The sequence below is a fragment of the Aliivibrio sp. S4MY1 genome (assembly GCF_028765545.1).
Lineage (GTDB): Bacteria > Pseudomonadota > Gammaproteobacteria > Enterobacterales > Vibrionaceae > Aliivibrio.
This window is the reverse complement of record NZ_JARACP010000020.1, coordinates 13,110-36,796: the sequence shown is the minus strand read 5'-3', so window position 1 is coordinate 36,796 and position 23,687 is coordinate 13,110. Positions and strand designations below refer to the sequence as shown.

The window sequence follows — 23,687 nt, the reverse complement described above, 5'->3', positions numbered from 1 at the left end:
TCTTGAACCTGTTGATTATAGGCTTATATTCAATAAATAGATACGTTGAATCCAACAATAAAACAGCAAAAATAAGACTACTGCCCCCAAATATTACAAAAGTCAGGAACACATATTTGCTGTTGTGCAGCAGAGCTGCATCCACCCATTAAAGCAACCATCATTAAAACGGCAATGATTTGTTTTTTCACAATACAATCCACACTTAAATTCTGTAAAACAGATACTAATACATTTTAGCGAATGAAACACTCATAACGTTCTTCTCTATTATTCAAATGAAAAACTATTTAAGAGAAGCGCTGCACTAAAAAATCATATTTAATGTTATAGTTACTGTATCGCCCCTTTAGAGAATAACTTTATGAAAAAATTACTGATCGCTTTAAGTATCGCAGGATTGCTGGCTGGTTGTTCAGACAACGAGGTTGGAGACGTTTCACTCGGTCTATTTACACTAAAAGACATCAAAATCTCAAACCTTGATGATGAGAAAATCCCAGGTGTAACCTGCCATATTGCCTCAGTTGAAGCGAATTTGAGCCTATCTGATCCAAGTGACAGTTCTATTTCGTGTCGTCAAACAGGCGAAATTACGCCTGAAATGATCGATCAAATCGATAGAAGTAAATCAGGTGAAGTGGTATTTAAGCAATCTAAAAGTATTTTCTTTAAGTCGATGAAAGTTAGACGTATCTATGATGCAGAAAATCAAACTCTACTTTATTTGTCTTACACGACGAAAGAGACAGAAGGTAGTTTCAAACACAGCCTGTCGACGGTACCACTGTGGGGAACTAAGGCTTACCAAAAGCCAGTGGTCTCAGCTCAGTAGCATAAATAGTAAACTGGATAGTGAGTCACTATCCAGTTTGAGTTCTATCCTTATTTTTTCTTACCAATGAATCTTCAGAATAGTAATTTCGACACGTCGATTACATTTACGCCCAAGCATCGTTTCGTTATCACATAATGGAAGATATTCACCGAAACCACGCGAATAGAGCTGAGATGCATTTAATTTATTAGTTAATAAATAACGACGAACTTCGTTTGAACGCATTTCTGACAGATTTTGATTTTTGATTGGATTACCAGTGACATCAGTATGTCCATCTAAAACCAATGCTAATTCAGGCTTTGTTGACATAACTGAAATTAACTTATCTAATAAGTTAGTTGCTAGCGGCGTCAATTCAGCTTTTGCACTAGAAAAGTGTACTTTTTCTTGAATTGAAATAACTAGCTGATCACCACTCACCTCATGATAAACAACACCTAAATCAGTTAATTGTTCAGACACTTTTCTCATGTCATCGTCTTTTAATTCACCGTTTGGGCCGGTTAACGCACGAGTAGCATCCGTCGTATTTTCCTGCTCTGCCGTTTCAGTATAAGGGTCTTCAAACGTTGGGTATGGTGTGTCACTCTTTGTTTTTGGTGCTGTATCTAATAAATTGCTTCCATGTTGAACACAACCTACCAATAGCAATGAAGTGCATAACGATATAATTCTTAGCATGATTAATCCGAGTTATTATAATTCCTATCAACTGTATCGACCTATTTAGTGCATTCTTTATCTAAATCTTCATTTTTGTGATGTTAATTCCTCATTTTTGCTTCTAAATAGAACGAATTGAAGGCTAATTTCATCTCATGATATGAATAGAATTGACATTTCTTGTGGTCTGGTTACCATTTCTCTTTTATATGACGAGAAACTCACATGTCTGAAGTTGAAAACACAAAAAAAGAAGCTATCGATTTAGAAACTATCTCTCCTGAACTTAAAAAAGTGATTGAGTTTGAAAGCGTTCCTGAAGAAATGTGGCACATGCTTGTTTCTGTTCATGAAGTTGCTGAAATTGCAGTTCGTGAATCTTGGGATGAAATGCCTGCTAGTGCACAAAAAGTGCTAGATAACTTTGAACAGTTCCATGCTTTAGTCTCTCTAAGCCAAAGTTATGCGGGTTATGATTTCATGGCTGAATTCGAAACCATCGATCTTCCTGAGAACATGGACGATGACGCAAAAGCAGAGTACCGCTCTCAGCTGCTTGACCAAGTGCTTCACAACTGCGTGAAAGATCTTGTTAAACAAATCAAAAAAGCACGTCGCGATCCAATCATGAAACGTGAACTTGCTGAAATCTTCAAAAAATAATTGATGATTATGGATGGCAATATGTCATCCATTTTCGAGGAATAATAATGGCTCGTACCGTTCGATACACATACAAATCTGAAACTAAAGAGATCCCTTTTTCATTTCGTGAGTTTCATGGTCCATTTGAAGCAGCAGCAGCAGCTGAAGGCATCGATATCTCTCAATTTGATACCATGTTAAAGCAAGTTGAAATGGCATCAAACAACCCAGGTGCGGTAAAAGATTTTCGTCATAGCTACTTTACTAAATTAGGTTTTAGCAAAGTTCGTTTTGTTAAAGATGGTGAATAACATCTAGTCTTAACGAATTTGCGTTAAACGACCTAGCATTGATGGATGATAAGACCAAGTATGGTCAAACATCGCCATTAATGCTGGATTACCATATTTTGATAAACAAACCGCATGAAATCGATTCTGGTGCTGTTTTAAGTCCTCTACCATTGCTGCAATATTCTCTGATTGTGTTGGTGCAATAAAGTCAGACAAAACCACTAAATCTGCGTTTTTATACTTATCTCCATGCATCAACTCAATAGATTGCTCTAATACAGGCTCTAAATCTGTTCCACCATGGAATTTGTACGATAAAAAATCAGCAACTTCTCTTAAGCCATCTTGCTTGCTTAATTCATACGTGATTTGTTGAGTTGAGAATAAAACCACATAACAATCCCGCTCTTCCGCTAATGCTATTTGCATCAAGCCATAAGCAAGGGCCTTAGCACATTGCTCAGGAAACCCACTCATTGAGCCTGAGGCATCAACACACACAACAAAAGGGCCTTTTTCAACTAATGCATCACTTGATGCTCTTGAATGAGCCGTAACTTTGCGTAACTTCCTATCAGCTCCTTCCATACGATAATTCATCAGACGCTTATCAACTAAATGCTGATAGAAAATCACTTCTAATTCAGGGTGTGATAGAAATAAGGTTTCATTAGGCAGTAATCGACTAAGATCATCCCCTTCTTGAATACCAACAATGTCATCAGTAACAAAATCACTTTTCTCTTCCACCACTTTAACTTCTTCAGCAGTAGCTTGAGAGCGATCAGGATTTTGTGCTTCATTCGCCATACGACCCAGTTTTGACGCTATTTCTTGCAAGCCTTTATTCTTTTTAAGGAAGCGTGCATGCAACTTCATGATATCTACATTGGACTTGGTTAATTTTGCTGAAGCCATATCCCACAGTTTACCAATATGGGCATCATCACCTTCCTCTGTTACCGATTCCATTGCTTTTAACGTTTCAATCCGCTGATATAAATCCGCCAGCAGTTTTTCTTTATCTTCTTTAAGCTCGCTCAATTGAGCCTGTTTAATTGAATCAGACAAACTCTGATACCATCGCTCACAAAAAAAACGTGGAAACATTGGATTCATTAAATTTTTATTATTATTAATCAGTTCTTTTGCTTCGATATAAAATGAAGAATGCCATTGAAGTTTGCTCATAATGTCATCTATTTGACAATAGAACTCACTCTCACTCCAATGGATCACCTCTTGATACAGAGCAAGCTCTTCTTGAACTCGCTCGGTCTCACATACTTTTGTCATTTTGTGTTTAACCTTACCACGCCATTTCAAAATGTGATTTTTAATCGTGGGTTTAATGTTAGGATTAGACTTTGCAGCAGTCAAAAACTGTGGTCTTGATAAGATTTCGGTAATGGAAGAATCAATCATTCCTGATTCCGCAACCATTAGAACCAAATTTAACGCATCTGCACCTAACATAATTTTCCTTGTATTCTAAAAGAGATCATAGCCTATGAATAATAGTCGCTAAATTTCAGCATGCGACGGCTTGCCCCTTCAAATTGTGTTTTACAACTCTCAATACGTTGACCCAAAAGATGTAAACTGTTTTCAATCACTGATGGTAAGCTTTCTTCAATAAAGTTATGAGGCAATGCAGAATGAAATTGAGCACGACTTTTTCTTAACTGGTGCTCAGCTTCATCTAAGTGCTGTTGGTTATGCGCTATTTTTTGTACCCATTCATCAAACTGGCTTTGTGTTGGATCATTATGGCCTACCATACCAACAAGAACAGAACGATTTGCGATATCTTTGATTACTAATCTGCAATCAGCATCCAATTCGAACGTTAAACTGCACAAGTTTTGATTCTGGTTTACATAGCCATATACTGTTGCTCTGCCCTCTTTCATCTGCTTAGCCAGCTCTTCAGCGTTAACATAAACCCAACGACTATCGCCTTTCTCACCTTCAGAGACTGACATGTTTGACTGAAGCATGACCAACTTAACTAGCTGATGTGTATGACCCACGCTGTATCGTTTTCCTTTGCTAAAATCAAATTCAAAGCTTTCTTTTTTCATCAGACGATTACCCGCCGATTCAATATGAAGAGCAATACCTTGTTCAACAAGTACCTGCGCTTCCATCTCAGCAATGTCACTTTGAATCATTTCAATATTCATAGAAACATTCTTTTGATCAAACGCTTTATCCGAAGCAAAGGTTCGAATACTTTCTCTTACTTGCTCTCGGTTTTCAGGGGTTGTCCATAAACAGTCTTGAAGCAACAATAGATCCATTGGGTTAATTTCATCGCGTCCACTAAAAAATGCAGAAGCTTTCAATAATTTAACTGATTTTTTCCATCGACGATCCGATACGTACAATGAGTCATCATAAGACGCATTGTGTTTTTCAAGCATTGTTTTTAATTCAAATAATTTTTCAAATACCTCTTCTGATAAAGTAAGTCCATCGAACTCTCTTTGCCATTGATGATATTCTTCATCAGTTACCACTAATGCCGGATCGATTTCTGTCTCTTGAATCGTGCCCGTCATCAACATAGATTTGAAATTATTCTTGTTTTGAATACGGTTTACAAACACGCGCACAAGCATTCGATCGTACAATGCATCTAAGCCGCTGTCTTCATCAGGCAATTCATTCGAGGCTGAAATCAAAAGACGCATTGGTACAGGAAGGATTTCATTGCCATTTTTAAAGGTTTTTTCATTAACGACAGTTAACAAGGTATTAAGAATTGCAGGTCCTGCTTTCCAAATCTCATCTAAGAAGACTACTTGAGCCGTTGGTAAATAACCTTGAGTGAGTCGAACGTATTTTCCATTGTCTTTAAGCTCTTGAATCGATAATGGGCCAAAGACCTCTTCTGGTGTCGAGAACCTTGTCATTAAATATTCAAAATAGCTACTATTATCAAACGCTTTTATTAATCGTTTAGCAATTAAACTTTTTGCGATACCTGGTGGTCCAAGTAAAAATACACTCTCGCCAGAAAGCGCGGCAAGTAGACACAATCGCATTGTATCTTCTCTCTCATATACGCCATCAGATAGCGCGGTTGTCAGTTTTTGAATACGCTCTGATAACAACGCTCGCTCTGCACTGGTTCTTATTGAGTTACCTTGCATTACATTCCCTTACATTTCAGATATCACATTACTCTTGAGTATAATGTAATTTTTAGTCTGTACCTAGTAGCCCTTTAGTGTAATTGGCTGATAAATAACCAAATCAACTAGCCATTTAGTCGTAATTGGGCATTTAAAGTGATTACCACCAGTGTATTTATTAAATACGATGGATGTTTAACTCTCTTAAATTGAAAGATCTCACTCTCATTATTTTCACATCTAGAAGCACTATGTTATCTTGACTTTAAAGTGAAACATAACAACAACATCGCCAGCAAATATCTTATATTCAGATATAGTGGCTAATGCAAGGACGTAACATGATTGATTTTCGCTCTGATACAGTAACAAGACCGACCCAAGCCATGCGTGAGGCGATGGCTAATGCCCCTGTAGGTGATGATGTGTATGGGGACGACCCAACGATTAATGAGCTAGAAACATGGGCAGCAGAACGTCATGGATTTGAAGCTGCACTGTTTACATCATCAGGAACTCAAGCAAATCTACTTGGCTTAATGGCTCACTGTGAACGCGGCGACGAATATCTATGTGGTCAACAAGCACATAACTATAAGTATGAAGCTGGCGGTGCAGCCGTGTTAGGTTCTATTCAACCTCAGCCTATCGAAAACAATCCTGATGGCTCACTCTGTTTTCAAAAACTAGAAGCTGCAATTAAGCCTGATGATTTCCATTTTGCACGAACAAAACTATTGAGCTTAGAAAATACCATTAATGGTAAAGTCTTACCCCTTTCTTATCTTGCACAAGCACGTGAGTTTGTAAATAAACATAACTTACAGCTTCACCTTGATGGTGCACGAGTTTATAACGCAGCTATTGCACTTGATGTTGATATTAAAGAAATTGCTCAACACTTTGATAGTATAACGATTTGTTTATCTAAAGGGTTAGCTGCACCTGTTGGTTCTTTATTATTAGGACCAAAAGAATACATTCAAAAAGCACGTCGTATCAGAAAAATGCTCGGTGGCGGTATGAGGCAAGCTGGTATTCTAGGAGCTGCAGCTAAACTTGCGCTGACTGAGCAAGTGCCACAATTAGCGATTGATCATAGCAATGCGAAATATTTAGCAGAACAACTGAATACTGTGGCTGGATTTAACGTTAATATTGAGCATATACAGACCAATATCATTTTTGCACGCTTAGATAGCCAAATCGATATTCATGATATTGTACAAAAAGCGAACCAACAAGATATCTTACTATCTGCAGGTAACCCTATTCGATTCGTTACTCATAAAGACGTTTCAAAAGAAGACATTGATACTCTTATTGAATTTCTTAAAAGCGAAGTCTAACTAACCTCAACGATAAAGCAGTGCCTACAAATAAAAATAGCAGCTCATTTCAGCTGCTATTTTTATAGAATATAGAGTTGTAAATATTACCCTTCAATCACCTTCATTAACAAAGAACCGTCGCACATAGCTTGTTTAACTAATGCCGCACCCGGCATCGTTGCTTGCGTATAAAAACGGCTTTCGACTAACTTGGTGTCTTTAGCGTACAATGGCAATACTTGGTTTTGGATCGCATCCATAATGACAGGATACAAAATCGCTTTAGAAAGATTGATTTCTCCACCAATCAATACAATTTCAGGGTTAAACAAGTTCACCATAATAGCGATCGCCTCACCAAGATTATGTCCCAGATCGGTAATCACTTGTTTAGCTAGCATATCTCCGTCATTCGCAGCAAGACAAATGCTTTCTATCGTAACTTTTTTACCGCTTAATGATGTTTTATGCCCATCATCAATCAGATTTTTGACTTGATCTCGTAATGATTTTGCACTTGCAACCGTTTCTAGACAGCCGGAATTACCACAATGGCAACGTGCTCCCAATTTATTGATTTTGATGTGCCCCATCTCACCAATATTGCCTGTTCTGCCTTGTAAAACTTCACCGTTCATAATAATACCAGCACCAACCCCATGATGGATTGATACTAATATTGAATTATCGTGTTCTTTTGAATTGCCAAATAGCTTTTCAGCTAGCGCCCAACTGCGAGTGTCATTGCCAACAAACACAGGTAACCCTGTTGCTTCGTAGATCTTAGGGCCCAAAGGCAAATTATCTACATTATAATGAGGCATTTGTATAACAAGACCTTGTGAGGAAATCACTAAGCCTGGTAATGACACAGCAATACTGGTTATTCTTCCTAATATTCGAGAATGTTTTTGGAAAAAAAGTTCAATTTCAGACAGTAATTTTGCAAGTAATTCATCTTGCTCAATTTCATGAATCGTTTGTCTTTCTTCAATAATTTGTGCTCCACCTAAGCTATGTAACGCAATGGTTAGATAACCACGCCCTAAACGCATAGATAGGAATTGCCACCCTTCATTATCAACTTCTAAGCCAATTGCAGGTCGACCACGACTATTTGCTTCTTGTACTTGCGTTTCTTTGATAAGGTGTGCATCAAGTAATTCACGTGTGATTTTAGTAATACTGGCAGGGGCTAAATTACTTTGCTTAGAAAGATCGATCCGAGAGATTGGGCCTAGTTGATCAATTAACTTGTATACCCGTCCAGCATTTACTTGTTTTAAATGATCAATGTGTCCGGGTTGGGCCACGTACATGCTTCTCTCCAGTAAATAAATATCATCGGATATCATTTTTTTACTTTGCGAACAAATTGTGAAGTCCGAGAGTCAACCTACGTGATGTTTATCACGAAGATTATGAAATATTTACTGAAAATGCGACTTTAACACGTATTTCAATCACCAAATTTTGTAGTTTTTTATTTGAGTAAAATAATTATGTCATCGTCAACATTTAAGATTAATGAGCTATTTGAAACCATTCAAGGTGAAGGCACATTTACTGGAGTTCCTTCTATTTTCTTACGCTTGCAAGGCTGCCCTGTCGGTTGCTCTTGGTGTGATACAAAACAAACGTGGGATGTAGAGTTAAGCGACCAAACGGATTTAGCTTCGATTCTAGCTAAAACAGAAGACTCTCCAAGTTGGACCGAGTTAACGAGCACTCAAATAATCAATATGCTTAAAGAGCAAGGCTACACAGCAAAACATATGGTCATCACTGGTGGAGAGCCATGTATGTATGACTTAACACCATTAACTGAAGAATTAGAACAACACGGTTATCGTTGTCAAATAGAAACCAGTGGCACTTATCCTATTCTTGCATCAGAAAATACCTGGGTGACGGTTTCACCAAAAATCAACATGAAAGGTAAACTGCCCGTTTTAGAAAACGCATTAATGCGAGCAAACGAAATTAAACACCCTGTAGGAACTAACAAAGATATTGAGCAGCTAGAAGCGCTATTAGATGGTGTAAAATTATTGGATGACGTAACTATTGCACTACAACCTATCAGCCAAAAGCCTCGCGCTACTGAACTTTGTATTGAAACCTGCATCAAAAGAAACTGGCGACTTTCTATACAAACGCACAAATATTTAGCGATTGCGTGATAATTTTTGATAATTACCTTGTTTGAATCATGGAATTGTCATCATTCTCGATATATGTTTACTTGATCACAGAATAAACACAACAACATCCATCTTGGAGATAATATGTCTAACAGACTACGTAGAACAAAAATTGTTACCACTCTTGGCCCTGCAACTGATCGTGATAATAACTTAGAAAAAATCATCGCCGCTGGCGCAAACGTTGTTCGTATGAACTTCTCTCACGGTAGCCCAGAAGACCATATTGAGCGTACTAAGAAAGTTCGTGAAATCGCTGCAAAACTTAGCACTCACGTAGCGATTTTAGGTGACTTGCAAGGTCCTAAGATCCGTGTTTCTACGTTTAAAGAAGGTAAAATCCAATTAGCTATTGGTGATAAATTCACACTAGATAGCGATTTACCTAAAGGTGAAGGTAACCAAGACTCTGTTGGTCTTGATTATAAAGAACTCCCACAAGACGTGACTACTGGTGACGTTCTTCTTCTTGATGATGGTCGTGTACAACTTCGCGTAACAGCAGTTGAAGGCAATAAAGTTCATACTGAAGTGACGGTTGCTGGCCCTCTATCAAACAACAAAGGCATCAACAAGCAAGGTGGTGGCCTTTCTGCTGACGCACTAACTGAAAAAGACAAAGCTGATATCATTACAGCTGCGGCAATGAAGGTTGATTACCTAGCGGTTTCTTTCCCACGTAACGGCGAAGACATGAACTACGCTCGTCGTCTAGCGCGTGAAGCGGGGCTTGAAGCACAATTAGTTGCTAAAGTTGAACGTGCTGAGACAGTCGCAACAGAAGAAGCGATGGATGACATCATCCTTGCATCTGACGTAGTGATGGTTGCTCGTGGTGATCTAGGTGTTGAAATTGGCGATCCTGAGCTAGTAGGTGTTCAAAAGCAACTTATCCGTCGTGCTCGTAGCCTTAACCGTACGGTTATTACAGCAACGCAAATGATGGAATCAATGATCACAAGCCCAATGCCAACTCGTGCTGAAGTAATGGACGTTGCTAACGCCGTACTGGATGGCTCTGATGCGGTAATGCTTTCTGCTGAAACAGCAGCTGGTGACTTCCCTGTTGAAACAGTAACATCAATGGCAAGCGTTTGTATGGGTGCAGAAAAAGTACCTACTGTAAACGTATCTAATCACCGTTTAGATCGTCGTTTCACAACACCTGAAGAAACGATTGCAATGTCTACTATGTATGCAGCAAACCACATGGAAGGCATCACGGCAATGATCACTCTTACTGAGTCTGGTCGCACACCACTAATGATGTCTCGTCTTAGCTCTGGCCTACCTATCTTTGCTCTATCTCGCAACGAAGGTACGTTAAACCGTGCTGCACTTTACCGTGGTGTTACACCTGTATTCTTTGATGAAAAAGCAGATTCAGGTCTTCCATCAACTCATGCGGCAATTAATACACTAAAAGGCAAAGGTTTATTAAGTGCTGGTGATCAAGTGATTATCACTCAAGGTGATGTAATGGACATCGTTGGTTCAACTAACTGTATGCGTATTATTACGGTTGAGTAATTGATCGACATTTAAAGTAAAAACCTCGTAAATCAATTTGATTTACGAGGTTTTTTTATGTGCTCTATTTTTTATAATCACTCAGATTTATATTATTTTTCAATCAGAATCACTCTGCATTCATAAGGTCTAAGAACCATACTCGACTGTGGTTTCTCCGCTTCCATATCACCATAATTACTCAAGATACACTCAGCCTCTTGCCCTTGAACATCAATACTTAGACCTACTTCATTTTTATAAAAATTATGAATTGCAATCAATCGATGGGTTTCATTTTCACGTTGATAACAGAACAGTTCTTCGTGCTTAGGCATCAAATCGACATAATCCCCAGTGGTAATCACGTCGATATCTTTACGCAGTTGAATTAATTTTTTATAAAAATAGAACACCGAATCTGGATTTGTTAACGCTAATTCTGCATTCACTTTTAGATAATTGTTAGCCACAGATAACCAGGGTTTCCCTTGAGTAAATCCTGCATTACGCGCGCTATTCCATTGCATTGGTGTTCGTGAATTATCACGAGATTTTTGGTCTAAAATCTCCAACATTTCAGCTTCAGATACTGATTTTTCTTGATTGACCATAATGTCGAACATATTAGTACTTTCAAGATCTCGGTATTGATCAATAGACGTATAATGCGGGTTAGTCATCCCGATCTCTTCACCTTGATAAATATACGGTGTCCCCTGCATCATATGTACTGAAGAAGCGAGCATTTTAGCCGATAATTCGCGGTACTCTTTATCATTACCTAAGCGACTCACTACTCTTGGCTGATCATGGTTACACCAAAAAAGAGCCCCCCAACCTTTGCCATTTAAGCCAGTTTGCCAATGATTGAAGATCGACTTTAGCGATAAAAAATCAAACGGGGCTTTGGTCCACTTTTCCCCATTTTTGTAATCAGCTTTAAGATGATGAAAATTAAATACCATCGATAATTCTTTACCATCTTGAGCTGAATATTTCTGACAATGATCTAACGTGGTTGATGACATTTCACCTACTGTAACAGAGCCGTACTTTTGAAAAACAGCTTCGCTGATCTCTTGTAGATATTGGTGAACTTTAGGGCCATCGGTATAAAAGCGACGTCCATCGCCATTTTCATCATTAGTAAATTTGTTCGGTTTTGAAATAAGGTTAATAACATCTAATCGAAAACCATCAACCCCTTTCTCAGCCCAAAAACTAATGATTTCTTTTACTTCTTGGCGAACCTTTGGGTTTTCCCAATTTAAATCCGCTTGCTCTTTAGCAAACAGATGCAAATAGTATTGATTTGTTGCTTCATCTAACGCCCATGCATTACCACCAAATTTGGATTGCCAATTGGTTGGAACTTTTTCATCAACCGGATCTTTCCAAATATAGTAATCACGATATTCACTCTCTTTATTTCCCAGAGCAGATTGAAACCAATGGTGCTCTGTTGAAGTGTGATTAACCACGATATCCATAATAATGCGTATACCACGAGACTTTGCTTCTTCAAGTAGATTATCAAAGTCAATCATGGTGCCAAAATTTGAGTTAATTGAGTAATAATCCGCGATATCATACCCATTATCGATCATCGGAGATTGATACACTGGCGTTAACCATATCGCATCGACACCCAGTTTTTGAAGGTAATCTAATTTAGAAATAATACCTTGAATATCACCAGTGCCTTTATTGCTGCTGTCACAAAAGCTTTTTGGGTAAATTTGATAGATAGTCGCTGTACGCCACCACTCTGAATTTGTCATGTTTATTTTCTCAATCTAGAAAAGAGAACACCCCTACTCAAATTTATATTAGTTAGAGGTGTTATTTCGTATTTATTTCATTACGGCTATGCCGCTGACACTTCTAACTGATCTTTCGCTTGTGCACGTTTATACATAACGAGCGTCAGTATTGCCGGAACAAAAATAGCGACTAACATAGCAACACCATAGATACCCCAGTATTGTGGCTGGATAGAAAGAATGCCAGGCAAGCCACCAACACCGATACCATTTGCCATAACACCAGCACTACCACAGATAGCCGCAGCAATTGCAGAACCAATCATTGCGCTTAGCATTGGAAATTTATATTTTAAGTTAATGCCGTACATCGCAGGTTCAGTCACACCTAGGTAAGCTGAAATTGCTGCAGGTACTGAGATATCACGCTCACCACTTTTCTTGCTGATAATGATGATCCCAACGACAGCAGAAGCCTGAGCAATATTTGATAATGCAATCAATGGCCAAATAGGTGTGCCGCCCAACTCTTGCATTAACTGTAAGTCAACCGCATTGGTGGTGTGGTGAATACCCGTAATGACTAATGGTGCATAAAAGAAACCAAAGATCACAGACCCAACAATAGCAAAGTCCCCTGTCATCGCGGCTTTTGCTGCCATGGCAACACCATCACCTAAAACTCGACCAAATGGACCGATGAATGCATGAGCTAAAATGACAGACACGATAATTGAAACAAAAGGCACAACAACAAGATACAGATAAGAAGGAACGATGCGCTTTAGGTTTGTTTCAATAAAGGCCAATGCAACCCCTGCTAACATTGCAGGAATAACTTGTGCTTGATAGCCGACTTTTTCAATAACAAACAGACCGAAATCCCAAACTTCAGGTACTTGTTTACCAATAAGATACGCATTCATTAATTGTGGCGATACTAAGGTCACCCCTAGTGTAATACCTAAAATTGGCGTCCCACCTAACTTTTTCACCGTCGACCAACAGACGCCAACAGGCAAGAAGAAGAATATTGCTTCGCCAATCAACCATAAGAATGAATGAACGGTTGCCCAAAACTGGCTAATTTCAACCAAGGTTTGGCCATCAAACATTTTTAGATCGCCAATAACGTTTCTAAAACCTAGAATCAAACCACCAGTGATAATGGCAGGTAATAATGGGACAAATATTTCAGCAAGGTGAGAAATAGCACGTTCTAAAATATTCATATTTTGACGAGCCGCAAGTTTAGCATCTTCTTTAGATGCGCCTTTCTCTCCTGAAAGCTCATTTAAAATAGCAAATACTTCATCAACTTCAGTGCCAATAACAACTTGAAATTGCCCTGCATTGGTAAAGCATCCTTTTACCATTGGGATTTTTTCAATTGCTTTTACATCGGCACCTTTAGTGTTATTTAATACAAAACGTAAGCGGGTTAAACAATGACTTACGCTAGCGATATTTTCTGATCCCCCGATCAGTTCGATCAAACGTTGTACGTCCTTCCTCTCTATTTTACTCATACCTTTGTCCACGTTGATTGTTATTCTATACTTATGGGAATGTTCCCATTTCGTTTTAAGTATAATTACAAAGATGAAACAAAAAATAAATGGGAACAATCCCACAAAGTGAATCAGATCACAATAAAGCGTATTTTTTAGACAAAATTAAAGAGATAAAGGCTGGGTTAGGTGTGCAATACTTGCGCTCGATTCTAATTGTTGTAAAAGCTGCTTAGCGGCACTCTCCCCGGCATATTGATAGCCTGGGTTAATACTAATAATGTTTGGGAACAAAAATGAAAGCAGCTCATTACCACCGACACCTGTTATCTGAATATCATTGCGTTGCAACTCTTGAAGACGCTTGGCAACCCCTAAGGCTAATGTATCACTAGCACAAACAATAGCTTCAATTTCATCATCAAGAACAGAGTCAACTAACGCATAAGCACTTTTGTGATCTAGCTGCCCTGTGGCAAATTTCGGTGAAATATCATATTCTTGACACCACTCAAGGTAAGCATCCAAACGTAATTTACCGGTAGTTTTATCGCTAGGATCAACACCGATATACGCTATATTCGTTAAGTGTCGTTCAGAAAGATAATGTAACGCTTGTCTGATAACGCCATGATTATCATAGTTGATTGAACTCACCTTATCAGTGTCCATTGCAATCACTATAATACGCTCATTCCAACGCTCAATTTCAGCTATATCACAGTCAGTAAAACCAAACAAAATGACACCATCCACACTGCGTTTTCTTAATACTTCTAAGTGCTCATTGGTTTTTTGAGTATCAAACTGACTTTCCATGATCACGGCATCATAGCCTTGCTGATAGATAATCTCTAAAATGCCGCTAATGGCTTTATTTTCTGAAGGAGAATCAAGACGAGAAGTAATAATACCAATGACTTTTTGACTACCTCCTCGCATACTTTGAGCAGATTTAGAAGGAGTAAAACCAGACTCTTTGATTATCTGCTCTACTTTTAGGCGAGTTTCTGGCTTCACTTTTGGATCATTGGTTAATACACGAGAAACCGTCGACTTTCCAACACCAGCCATTTTAGCTATATCAAGAATCGTCAATTTTTTCGTCATGTCTACTGTATCCAATAAGTAAAATTCAAAGTGCGATTATAGCTTATCTATTAAAATTCTGAACTGAAAATACTTACCTAAAAGTATCTAATTTATATTTTCCTATAACAAAAATACTTGGTAGATATTTGTAATATTACATTCCTATTGATATTAACTTTGAAGCCAATCGAAGCTTATTAAATCCAATACCTAACCTCACCGAGTGTTTAATAATCTTATATTGAAATCATAAAATAACGTGATATTAATTCAAAATACTCAATCGAAATAGAGGTATATATGTATAAAATTTTAACTCTTTCTATTGCAGCCCTTCTTGCTGGTTGCGGTGGAGATAGCGATAGTGGCGGTGGAAGTAATGGCGGAAGTTTACACGTATTCAGCTCTTCACCAAATGTTAGCGTACAGGGTAATGCAACAGAATCAACACGAGTCATTATACCGGTAAACTCAAGAGGAACGACCTCAAAAAAACTCTATTTTGGTGCGTTTTATGATAGTGCCTCTATCCAATCAACTTATATGAATATCACCTCAGATAGCACAGGTAATCTTGAGGTTGATTTTATTCCTGGTTACGCTGTTGGTGATGGCCAATCAACACACAATGTCTCTATCAATTTTTGCTATGATGAATATTGTAATGAACAAGTGTCTGGTTCTCCAATTAATGCCTCCATCAATTATAACGTAAGCTTAGACGATGAAATTAGGATGGTCAGTGCAGAGTCTACAATAAATCGAGAATACAATTATGATGATGCTAATATCACCGATAATTTCACCTCAAAAGAAATTTCAGTTACTGGCAGTAATAGCAATTCAATTATCTTTAATCGGGGAAACGATAGCGAATTAATTAATAAATTTAATGTCACACAACGAACGGGGTATTTATTTGACCTTGATCTAGGCTTAAAGTTACCCGGTAATCTATTAATTGATACGCATAGTAAAGAGTTTAAGGTCAATGCTTGTTATGATGCCGAATGTATCTACCCTATCAAAGGAAGCCCCCTGAGTATTCCTATGATCTATAAAGTTAACTCTCCTCTTGCTAGCGATGACGGATCTATTGCCATAAATGTCCCTCTAGCATTTGATTTCACAGTTAATGAAGCTGAATATATACAAGGGTTAGATGTTTTAGTTATGACATCAGAATCCCCTGAAAATGCTATCTACATTTATGACATAAGCAGTAATACAACAGAAAAATTTGCACTTACAAGCTATCCTAAAAACCTATCCGTTGATCACAGTGAAAAACAAGGCCGAATTGCAGTTAGTCAATTTTATGGTGTTTTTATTATAGATTATAATAAAGCAAGTCCATCTACCTCTTCCCAAAAACTTTTAGACTCAAATTCCAGCCAATCAAATATTGCCGTTAAAGGTGATTACGTTTATACGATAAGTACTGGATATAATTGGCAAGCTTTAGAGCGAATAAACATTAATACTGGTGATATTGATACCAGTAATTCAAACGAGTTTAATGGTGGGCCAATATTAAAAGTGACGCCAAATGGTGAAGCTTTGTATACACAAGATATAAACTCAAGCCCTCGCTCATTCTCAAAAGTTATATTAGATTCAGAACGTTGGGACGAGCTACCAAAGTCGGATATTTATCATGGCGCTTATGATCATGGTGATGATTTTTGGTTTGACCGAACTGGAAATTATTATTATTCACAAACAGGAGATTATTTTTTCATCTCTGACTTTGCGTTTATGGATATGGCTCACGTAGGACAACTTCCATTACAAGAATATGTAAACGGTGTTGGCTTAGATGAAACCGCTGAATTAAAACATCTTTTTGATACAGGCGCTTATCTATGGGTTATTGAAAAACACCCATTTAATATGATCAGACAGCTACAAAAATCAAATAATGCAGAAATCACACGCTATGAAGAAACAACCTCTATGATAGATGGGATAAATTACACAGAGTGGCCATTTTTTGTTTTTGAATCCAATAACGGTCATATCTTCACATTACAAAATGCTTACGATGGAAGAGACATAAAGAGAACATCGCTACTTAAACTTCAATAAATAAAATAAACGCACAAGTATAAATCTTGTGCGTTTTTATTTATCTCTAAAAACTATTCACTATTCAAGAGTTCACTTCTTCCAGCGATCATAAGCTCGGGTAACGATCTCATTCGCACTTTTCCACTCTTTACTACTTAATAACGTTTTTCTATCGAAATGTTGTGTTTTCAATAATAAATTAGCTTTTTCTACCGTTTGAATAGCTAAGTTATCTAATACTTCTACTGCTGATTTTCGATTATTGCACATCAACACCATATCACAGCCTGCATCTAATGCTTGCTGAGATCGCTCTGCTGGTCCCCCCATTATTGTGGCACCTTCCATGCTCAAATCATCAGAGAACACCAAGCCGTTAAAGTTAAGCTGTTTACGCAGTACGTCTTTCAACCAAAATGAAGAGCCACTCGCTGGTGATGCATCATACTCAGGGTAGATAACATGCGCTGGCATCATTGCATCCAAAATACCCGCGTCGATTTGTGCTTTAAAAATCGCCATATCGAGTTCGAAAATATTATCACGGTGATCATAAGGGGTTTCTAAATGAGAATCAGCTATCACACCACCATGTCCAGGGAAATGTTTCCCTGTTGTCGATGTTCCTGCTGATTTCATGCCTTTCATAAAGGCCGTGCTGTATTTAACGATGGTATTAATATCATCACCAAATGCACGGTTACCAATGGCTTTACAATCAAATCCATTATCTAATACAGGTGCAAACGTAAGATCGATATCATGAGCAACCAACTCTGAACATAACAACCAGCCTGCTGTTTTTGCTAGCTCAAGACCATTATCCATTTCAGCGTATGCTTGCGCTGGTGGAATAAGGGTAAATTCATCTCTAAAACGCTGAACTCGGCCGCCTTCTTGATCCACCCCAATAAGGATTGGACGCCCTGCCGCTTTACGAATAGAAGCGGTTAATGCTGCTAATTGCTTTGAGTCATGATAATTTCGAGCGAAAAGGATCAATCCGCCCACTGTTGGATGTTGAAGTAACTCGCGCTCTTCTGCATCAATTTCATATCCTTCAACATCTAGCCATAATGGACCCATATCTTTCTCCAAATCATCTTAATTTTTATAGGCTTAAAGTATCATGCCCTTTCACATATTAACATCTTATCTATGGTAATTTTATGTCAATAATGTGAGTAATATAGATATTATTCACCGACTTTATGGCACAATAAAACCGTTAATTAATCAGTAGTTATGGAGTATTGGCATGGAAAAATACATAGGCTTAATGTCAGGAACCAGTTTAGATGGCGTTGATGCCGTTGTCGTAGAAACAAATGGTACAACAATCAATCTACTCGGTCATGCCGATTTCCCAATGGAGCCTCAATTAAAAGCTGATTTACTGGCTGTTTGTACTGGACAACAAACAAACCTAAAAGTGATTGGAGAACTTGACCATCGTTTAGGCCATTTATTTGCTGATGCTACACTACACCTTCTTCATTCTCTGAATATTAAGCCTGAAGAGATCACTGCCATTGGCAGCCATGGTCAAACGGTTTTTCATTCGCCTGACGCACGATACCCTTTTACGATGCAACTTGGTGATAGCAATATCATCGCCGCTAAAACAGGAATTAATACCGTTGCTGACTTTCGCCGTAAAGATATGGCACTAGGCGGACAAGGCGCACCATTAGTACCCGCTTTCCACCACACCTTATTTGGGAAACCCGAAAGTACTCACGTTATTTTAAACATTGGCGGTATTTCTAATATTTCTATTTTACAGAAAGACTCACCAGTTATCGGTTATGACACAGGCCCCGGCAATATGCTGATGGATGCATGGATCACCGAGCACCAACAAGTAAGCTATGATAAAGATGGCGCATGGGCACGCTCAGGGCAAATAATTGATGAATTACTAAACCAACTAAAAGCACATGAATATTTTACTCGTCCATATCCAAAAAGCACAGGTCGTGAGTTATTTAACTTAGATTGGTTTGCTCAATATATAGAGAATAAACATTATCAAACGCCGGATGTTCAAGCTACGTTATTAGAGTTCACTGTGACGACAATTGCTGATCAAGTCATTCGATTCCATACCGGTGATGACGCAAAATTATTAGTCTGTGGTGGGGGCGCTCATAATCATTATTTAATGGAAAGATTGCAAGTTCATCTGCCAAATTGGGCAGTTACCACCACTAACGACTACAATGTAGATAGTGACAATATGGAAGCAATGGCGTTTGCATGGTTAGCACATCAACGTATTCATGATTTACCAAGTAACGAACCGGATGTGACGGGCGCTTCTCGTTATGCAAGTTTAGGTGTAATCTACCCGGCATCTTAAATACAAATAATAATAATTTAAAGTAGCTCATATGCATATTGCAGAACAACTAATGCCATTATGGCGTAGCAAAAAATCACCTGATTCATGCCACTCTTTAAAAGAGCAATTGGCATGGTTAAACGATGCTGACGATAACTTCAAACTCAAAGCAATCAATAAAGAACAACTTGATGATAAGCACTTACCATTAAACCAGTGGTTACCTGCCCATTTATCCAACGTGATTGAATTATTCGGCAAAAAAAACAACGTAAACCAAAATGTTTCAGCTTCCATGTGGCTAAAATCATTTAATAACCAATTTTTTACTAGCCTAGTTGCCCTACGTTTACGCTTTAATCGTGTTCCAATTGTTCAATTTAATGATATTTTCATTTCAACACCCAATGGTGAAAAAATAAAATCACTGAAAATTAATAACGCTTGCTCTTTTGTTTGCCTTGCAGCCGATCCTTTGGCTTCTGAACCACAAGCAACCATCGTAGAGAGCCAAGAGAAACTTGATGAAGCATTTACCCATTTATTACAGCAGATAGGTGGTGGGCTAAGTGTGTTATTTGAACAAGAAAGACTGAAACACAAACCATTTTGGGGAGCCGTTTCTCTTGCCGTAAGCGTCTTTTTCATGCGCTTAACTGAAAAAGGGATCTCAAAAGAACTCGCTAATCAAGTAGCACCAAAAGCCCAGCAATGGTTAGAAAATATTATGCCTGATATAGGAAAAGATCTTGCTCATATACGAGTTGCTGAAAATAAACATCAGGCAATCCTTTATGTTCAACGTGAAACCTGCTGCATGAAATACAAAATTGATGGCAAAAAAAATTGTGCGACCTGTCAACTATTAAGCGAAGAAGATCGTCATAAAAAGAACATCAAACGTATTCACTAAACAACAAAGCAATTAAGCGAACTATCAAGAGTAATGTGTTTGTCACCCTAACGACACATTACCTTTATAAATATTAAACATAACTGACATTAATCTTTCATATATAAGTTTTATCTTAGAACCCAAGCAATTAACTAAACCAAAACGGAGTGTTTTGGTATTTTAAAGGTATGGAATCTAATGAAAAAATTACTACTATCAACAGCTATCGTCTCATCTTTTTTATCACCCCCTCTTTTAGCTGCAACCGTTTATGATCAAGATGATACACAATTAAAAGTTGGTGGCAGAGCCGAAGCTCGTGCAAATATCTCTGATAATAATGAAACCGTAGTAGAAAGTTCATTTGAAGATAAAAGCCGTGCTCGTATTAATTTAAAAGGCAAAACTAAAATCAACGATAGCTTAGGCGCATTTGGTACTTATGAAGTTGAGATTGGCAGTGGTAAAGGTAATACCGTAAATACCCGTTACTTATTCGCAGGCTTAAGCACAAACATTGGTAATTTCTCGTATGGTCAGCAAGATTCAGCACAAGTGATGCTCACCGATTACACTGATATTTTAGCTACATTCGGTGGTGATGCGGCTGATTTAACGACAGGCAACAAAGATAAACGTGAGAATAACTTTTTATACTCAGGTGAGTTTGATGCACTAACAATTCAAGCAAACTACATTGCTAGTAACGAAAAGAAAAATGATAGCTTTGGTATTTCAGGTATGTATGCATTACCTATGGGCTTAGATTTTGGTCTTGGTTATACCTCTGGTGAACAATCTCCAAATGGCATAACAAAAGTAGATGCGGATCAAGTCAACTTAGCCGTTCGCTACACGCTTAATGCCTTTATGGTATCTGGTTTATTTACAACGGGTGAAGTCGATAAGCTTGATGCAATCGGCTATGAACTTGCCGCTGCTTATAAGCTTGACCAGTGGGTTTTCCAAGGCGTTTATAACTTCCAAGAAATAGACAGTAATGACACTGTAAACAATGCAGCCATTGAAGCCATTTATAAACTCAACAAAAGCTTTCGTACTTACGCAGGTTATAAATTTGAGCAAATGGATAACTTAGATGATCAACTTCAATTTGGCCTGCGTTACGATTTCTAATCCAACCTAATATGCCCAAATTTTAGCGCTCTGGGTGGAGGGCTAAATCCAAATCCGAAATCATGTTAATGTGGTTTCGGATTTTCTATTTTTGAATCGATAGAATACTTGGGGAAACCACCAAGATCTGTTATAACGTACCCTTAAAATCACTATTATATGGTTACTCATGAAATTACTTGTTCGCAATCTTCCTCGCACCATGTCTGAATTCCAATTACGTGAAATGTTCCAAGCACACGGTTCATTCCAATACTGTAAATTAGTAATCGACGAAATTACAGGCGAATCAAAAGGTTTTGGTTTTGTTGAGATGCTAGTTGAAGAAGAAGCGTTAGCCGCGATCGCAGCTGAAGACGGTAAAAAAATCGGTAAAGACAAAATTCGCGTAAAAGTAGCAGAATAAACACCTTACTTCTGTACACCAACGCATTCGAGTGATTCAAAAACACATGGTCTCTACCTATTTTTGAATCACTTATCTTTATGTGCGTCATTCTGCAATATCCCCCTATTTCATCCCTGCTAATATAGATATCATTATGCCTACGTCTGAACTGTGTTTTACCTCTTTTTCTCATCCAATTGACAATTACGCTTTGCCTGAGCGATTCACTTTTCCATTTTATTATGAGCCCCACCCTTTATGTGAATTGGCTGCAGAACAGTTACAACGTCATCTGCAGAGTCAAACAGAATGGCAGCATAATTTTGGCTTAGAAATACAAGAAAATAATAAAGCAATTGGTAAAATGTTTGGCGTATTGCTCGTTCAGCATATATCTGGCGAGGTTGGATTCTTATCTGCTTTTTCAGGAAAAGTCGCTGACAGTAATCACCTTCCCCATTTTGTTCCTCCTGTATTTGATATGTTAGAGGAAGATGGTTTTTTCAAAGCAGAGCTCGCTGAGATAACCGAAATTAATGCAATCATTAAGCAGCAGCTAGCCAATCCATTACTAGCTGAATTAACAGCGGCAGTAAAAGCAAAAAGCCTGACTTCAAAAGAACAATTAGAAGCACAACGTCAGGAGATGATTGAAGGCCGAAAATCACGTAAAGCACAACGTACTGAAGCCGAATTACAAGCTCAAGATAACGATCAAGAAGCTATCGACGCATTAGAACAATTAAAGATAAAATTGGGCAAAGAAAGTGTTCAAGAGAAAAATACACTAAGAGATCTTAAGCTTTTTTGGGATAACGAAATCACTAGTATACAAAGCCAATTAGATACATTTAATATCGAACTTTCCACACTAAAAACGGCACGCAAAAACCTATCTAATGCACTACAAAAGAAGCTATTTCAGCAATATAAATTTTTAAATACGCATGGTGTCGAAAAAGATCTCAATGATATTTTCAAAGACACGCCCAACCATATTCCCCCTGCAGGCTCTGGTGAATGCGCCGCTCCAAAACTGCTGCAATATGCGTTTACTCATGATTTAAAACCACTAGCATTAGCGGAGTTTTGGTGGGGTGTAGCCCCAAAATCTGAGATCCGTCAGCATAAGAAGTTCTATGCTTCTTGCCAAAGTAAATGCCAACCAATTTTAGGTCACATGCTTGATGGGATTGAAATGGATGAAAACCCATTATTAATCAACCCAGCGGAAGGCAAAGACATCAACATAATTTATGAAGATGAATTTATGGTTGTCATTAATAAACCTGCAGATTTTTTATCTGTTCCTGGTAAGAATATTCAAGACTCTGTCTATACTCGTATTCAACAGCGTTACCCTAATGCTACAGGAGGATTGATCGTCCACCGCTTAGATATGGCAACCTCTGGTTTAATGATATTAGGACTAACCAAAAAAGCACATAAACGATTACAAAAACAGTTTATCAACCGTACTATTGAGAAGCGATACACCGCCTTAATTGAAGGCATATTAGCCCAAGATGAAGGAATGATAACATTACCACTACGTGGTGATTTGTATGATCGTCCTCGTCAGCTAGTCTGCTTTGAACATGGAAAACCTGCAGAGACAACGTATCAAGTTATTGAACGCATAAAAAATAAAACTAAAGTTTACCTGTACCCAAAAACAGGACGCACACATCAATTACGAGTTCACTGCGCTCATAAGTTAGGCTTAAATATGCCGATTGTTGGCGATGACCTCTATGGTAAAAAAGCGAACCGATTACATTTGCACGCTGGCTATTTATCCCTAACACACCCGATGACCAAAGAACCGATGGAATTTGATATTGAGGCGGAGTTTTAA

General features: G+C 38.1%; 20 protein-coding genes. 12 read left to right on the top strand and 8 right to left on the bottom strand.

The window, feature by feature from the left end; translation table 11 throughout:
* Window positions 1-364: 364 nt before the first annotated feature.
* Window positions 365-835, top strand: a complete 471-nt coding sequence (locus PVK71_RS17605; protein WP_274420313.1) for a CreA family protein — start codon at window positions 365-367, stop codon at window positions 833-835.
* Between the two features lie 60 nt (window positions 836-895).
* Here PVK71_RS17605 and PVK71_RS17600 read toward each other — a convergent pair whose 3' ends face one another.
* Window positions 896-1,522, bottom strand: coding sequence for an OmpA family protein (locus PVK71_RS17600; RefSeq protein WP_274420314.1), 627 nt, complete (start codon window positions 1,520-1,522; stop codon window positions 896-898).
* 207 nt (window positions 1,523-1,729) lie between these two features.
* On the opposite strand from PVK71_RS17600, the gene PVK71_RS17595 reads away from it, so the two are divergent.
* Both PVK71_RS17595 and PVK71_RS17590 read left to right on the top strand, forming a co-directional pair.
* Window positions 1,730-2,167, top strand: coding sequence for a DUF3069 domain-containing protein (locus PVK71_RS17595; protein ID WP_274420315.1), 438 nt, complete (start codon window positions 1,730-1,732; stop codon window positions 2,165-2,167).
* Between the two features lie 47 nt (window positions 2,168-2,214).
* Window positions 2,215-2,460, top strand: a complete 246-nt coding sequence (locus tag PVK71_RS17590; RefSeq protein WP_130045856.1) for a DUF2960 domain-containing protein — start codon at window positions 2,215-2,217, stop codon at window positions 2,458-2,460.
* Window positions 2,461-2,469: 9 nt separating this feature from the next.
* Here the strand turns inward: PVK71_RS17590 and viaA are convergent, their stop codons facing one another.
* Together viaA and PVK71_RS17580 are read right to left on the bottom strand one after the other, a co-directional pair.
* Window positions 2,470-3,918: an ATPase RavA stimulator ViaA gene (gene viaA, locus PVK71_RS17585; protein ID WP_274420318.1), complete on the bottom strand. Its 1,449-nt coding sequence runs from the start codon at window positions 3,916-3,918 to the stop codon at window positions 2,470-2,472.
* A gap of 32 nt (window positions 3,919-3,950) precedes the next feature.
* On the bottom strand, window positions 3,951-5,600 hold the full coding sequence (locus tag PVK71_RS17580) for an ATPase RavA domain-containing protein (RefSeq protein ID WP_274420320.1): 1,650 nt from the start codon (window positions 5,598-5,600) through the stop codon (window positions 3,951-3,953).
* Window positions 5,601-5,926: 326 nt separating this feature from the next.
* On the opposite strand from PVK71_RS17580, the gene ltaE reads away from it, so the two are divergent.
* Window positions 5,927-6,931, top strand: a complete 1,005-nt coding sequence (gene ltaE, locus PVK71_RS17575; RefSeq protein ID WP_274420365.1) for a low-specificity L-threonine aldolase — start codon at window positions 5,927-5,929, stop codon at window positions 6,929-6,931.
* Window positions 6,932-7,017: 86 nt separating this feature from the next.
* Here the strand turns inward: ltaE and mlc are convergent, their stop codons facing one another.
* Window positions 7,018-8,232, bottom strand: a complete 1,215-nt coding sequence (gene mlc, locus PVK71_RS17570) for a sugar metabolism global transcriptional regulator Mlc (RefSeq protein WP_274420322.1) — start codon at window positions 8,230-8,232, stop codon at window positions 7,018-7,020.
* 183 nt (window positions 8,233-8,415) lie between these two features.
* Here mlc and queE point away from each other — a divergent pair, with 183 nt between their 5' ends.
* Together queE and pyk are read left to right on the top strand one after the other, a co-directional pair.
* Entirely contained in the window at window positions 8,416-9,096 is a 681-nt protein-coding gene (gene queE / locus PVK71_RS17565; RefSeq protein WP_274420324.1) for a 7-carboxy-7-deazaguanine synthase QueE, read from the top strand.
* 105 nt (window positions 9,097-9,201) lie between these two features.
* The gene (gene pyk, locus PVK71_RS17560) at window positions 9,202-10,647 is read left to right on the top strand and encodes a pyruvate kinase (RefSeq protein ID WP_274420325.1); all 1,446 of its coding nucleotides are present in this window, start codon (window positions 9,202-9,204) and stop codon (window positions 10,645-10,647) included.
* A 92-nt stretch (window positions 10,648-10,739) separates the two neighbouring features.
* Here the strand turns inward: pyk and treC are convergent, their stop codons facing one another.
* The 3 genes from treC to treR form a co-directional block, all read right to left on the bottom strand.
* Complete coding sequence (gene treC, locus PVK71_RS17555) at window positions 10,740-12,410, bottom strand: alpha,alpha-phosphotrehalase (protein WP_274420326.1); 1,671 nt, start codon at window positions 12,408-12,410, stop codon at window positions 10,740-10,742.
* 86 nt (window positions 12,411-12,496) lie between these two features.
* Window positions 12,497-13,921: a PTS trehalose transporter subunit IIBC gene (gene treB, locus PVK71_RS17550; RefSeq protein ID WP_274420328.1), complete on the bottom strand. Its 1,425-nt coding sequence runs from the start codon at window positions 13,919-13,921 to the stop codon at window positions 12,497-12,499.
* Between the two features lie 147 nt (window positions 13,922-14,068).
* Window positions 14,069-15,013 carry a trehalose operon repressor TreR gene (treR, locus tag PVK71_RS17545; RefSeq protein WP_274420330.1) on the bottom strand — a complete coding sequence of 315 codons (945 nt, stop codon included), beginning with the start codon at window positions 15,011-15,013 and terminating at the stop codon, window positions 14,069-14,071.
* A 282-nt stretch (window positions 15,014-15,295) separates the two neighbouring features.
* Here treR and PVK71_RS17540 point away from each other — a divergent pair, with 282 nt between their 5' ends.
* The gene (locus PVK71_RS17540; RefSeq protein WP_274420332.1) at window positions 15,296-17,083 is read left to right on the top strand and encodes a hypothetical protein; all 1,788 of its coding nucleotides are present in this window, start codon (window positions 15,296-15,298) and stop codon (window positions 17,081-17,083) included.
* Between the two features lie 72 nt (window positions 17,084-17,155).
* On the opposite strand, the gene nagZ is transcribed toward PVK71_RS17540, so the two are convergent.
* Window positions 17,156-18,151 carry a beta-N-acetylhexosaminidase gene (nagZ, locus tag PVK71_RS17535; protein ID WP_274420334.1) on the bottom strand — a complete coding sequence of 332 codons (996 nt, stop codon included), beginning with the start codon at window positions 18,149-18,151 and terminating at the stop codon, window positions 17,156-17,158.
* A gap of 172 nt (window positions 18,152-18,323) precedes the next feature.
* Here nagZ and PVK71_RS17530 point away from each other — a divergent pair, with 172 nt between their 5' ends.
* From PVK71_RS17530 to PVK71_RS17510, 5 genes are all read left to right on the top strand, one after another.
* Window positions 18,324-19,427 (top strand): anhydro-N-acetylmuramic acid kinase, encoded by a 1,104-nt coding sequence (locus PVK71_RS17530; RefSeq protein WP_274420336.1) that lies wholly within the window; start codon window positions 18,324-18,326, stop codon window positions 19,425-19,427.
* A 31-nt stretch (window positions 19,428-19,458) separates the two neighbouring features.
* Window positions 19,459-20,322, top strand: coding sequence for a (2Fe-2S)-binding protein (locus tag PVK71_RS17525; RefSeq protein WP_274420338.1), 864 nt, complete (start codon window positions 19,459-19,461; stop codon window positions 20,320-20,322).
* 180 nt (window positions 20,323-20,502) lie between these two features.
* Window positions 20,503-21,441, top strand: a complete 939-nt coding sequence (locus PVK71_RS17520; protein WP_274420340.1) for a porin — start codon at window positions 20,503-20,505, stop codon at window positions 21,439-21,441.
* A gap of 169 nt (window positions 21,442-21,610) precedes the next feature.
* Entirely contained in the window at window positions 21,611-21,847 is a 237-nt protein-coding gene (locus tag PVK71_RS17515; protein ID WP_130087604.1) for an RNA recognition motif domain-containing protein, read from the top strand.
* 136 nt (window positions 21,848-21,983) lie between these two features.
* Entirely contained in the window at window positions 21,984-23,687 is a 1,704-nt protein-coding gene (locus PVK71_RS17510) for an RluA family pseudouridine synthase (protein WP_274420344.1), read from the top strand.

What these genes read in the sequence shown, in the direction of transcription:
- PVK71_RS17605 (WP_274420313.1), top strand. Translation starts at nt 365, where the DNA reads ATGAAAAAATTACTGATCGCTTTAAGTATCGCAGGATTGCTGGCTGGT.
- PVK71_RS17600 (WP_274420314.1), bottom strand. Translation starts at nt 1,522, where the DNA reads ATGCTAAGAATTATATCGTTATGCACTTCATTGCTATTGGTAGGTTGT.
- PVK71_RS17595 (WP_274420315.1), top strand. Translation starts at nt 1,730, where the DNA reads ATGTCTGAAGTTGAAAACACAAAAAAAGAAGCTATCGATTTAGAAACT.
- PVK71_RS17590 (WP_130045856.1), top strand. Translation starts at nt 2,215, where the DNA reads ATGGCTCGTACCGTTCGATACACATACAAATCTGAAACTAAAGAGATC.
- viaA (WP_274420318.1), bottom strand. Translation starts at nt 3,918, where the DNA reads ATGTTAGGTGCAGATGCGTTAAATTTGGTTCTAATGGTTGCGGAATCA.
- PVK71_RS17580 (WP_274420320.1), bottom strand. Translation starts at nt 5,600, where the DNA reads ATGCAAGGTAACTCAATAAGAACCAGTGCAGAGCGAGCGTTGTTATCA.
- mlc (WP_274420322.1), bottom strand. Translation starts at nt 8,232, where the DNA reads ATGTACGTGGCCCAACCCGGACACATTGATCATTTAAAACAAGTAAAT.
- queE (WP_274420324.1), top strand. Translation starts at nt 8,416, where the DNA reads ATGTCATCGTCAACATTTAAGATTAATGAGCTATTTGAAACCATTCAA.
- pyk (WP_274420325.1), top strand. Translation starts at nt 9,202, where the DNA reads ATGTCTAACAGACTACGTAGAACAAAAATTGTTACCACTCTTGGCCCT.
- treC (WP_274420326.1), bottom strand. Translation starts at nt 12,410, where the DNA reads ATGACAAATTCAGAGTGGTGGCGTACAGCGACTATCTATCAAATTTAC.
- treB (WP_274420328.1), bottom strand. Translation starts at nt 13,921, where the DNA reads ATGAGTAAAATAGAGAGGAAGGACGTACAACGTTTGATCGAACTGATC.
- treR (WP_274420330.1), bottom strand. Translation starts at nt 15,013, where the DNA reads ATGACGAAAAAATTGACGATTCTTGATATAGCTAAAATGGCTGGTGTT.
- PVK71_RS17540 (WP_274420332.1), top strand. Translation starts at nt 15,296, where the DNA reads ATGTATAAAATTTTAACTCTTTCTATTGCAGCCCTTCTTGCTGGTTGC.
- nagZ (WP_274420334.1), bottom strand. Translation starts at nt 18,151, where the DNA reads ATGGGTCCATTATGGCTAGATGTTGAAGGATATGAAATTGATGCAGAA.
- PVK71_RS17530 (WP_274420336.1), top strand. Translation starts at nt 18,324, where the DNA reads ATGGAAAAATACATAGGCTTAATGTCAGGAACCAGTTTAGATGGCGTT.
- PVK71_RS17525 (WP_274420338.1), top strand. Translation starts at nt 19,459, where the DNA reads ATGCATATTGCAGAACAACTAATGCCATTATGGCGTAGCAAAAAATCA.
- PVK71_RS17520 (WP_274420340.1), top strand. Translation starts at nt 20,503, where the DNA reads ATGAAAAAATTACTACTATCAACAGCTATCGTCTCATCTTTTTTATCA.
- PVK71_RS17515 (WP_130087604.1), top strand. Translation starts at nt 21,611, where the DNA reads ATGAAATTACTTGTTCGCAATCTTCCTCGCACCATGTCTGAATTCCAA.
- PVK71_RS17510 (WP_274420344.1), top strand. Translation starts at nt 21,984, where the DNA reads ATGCCTACGTCTGAACTGTGTTTTACCTCTTTTTCTCATCCAATTGAC.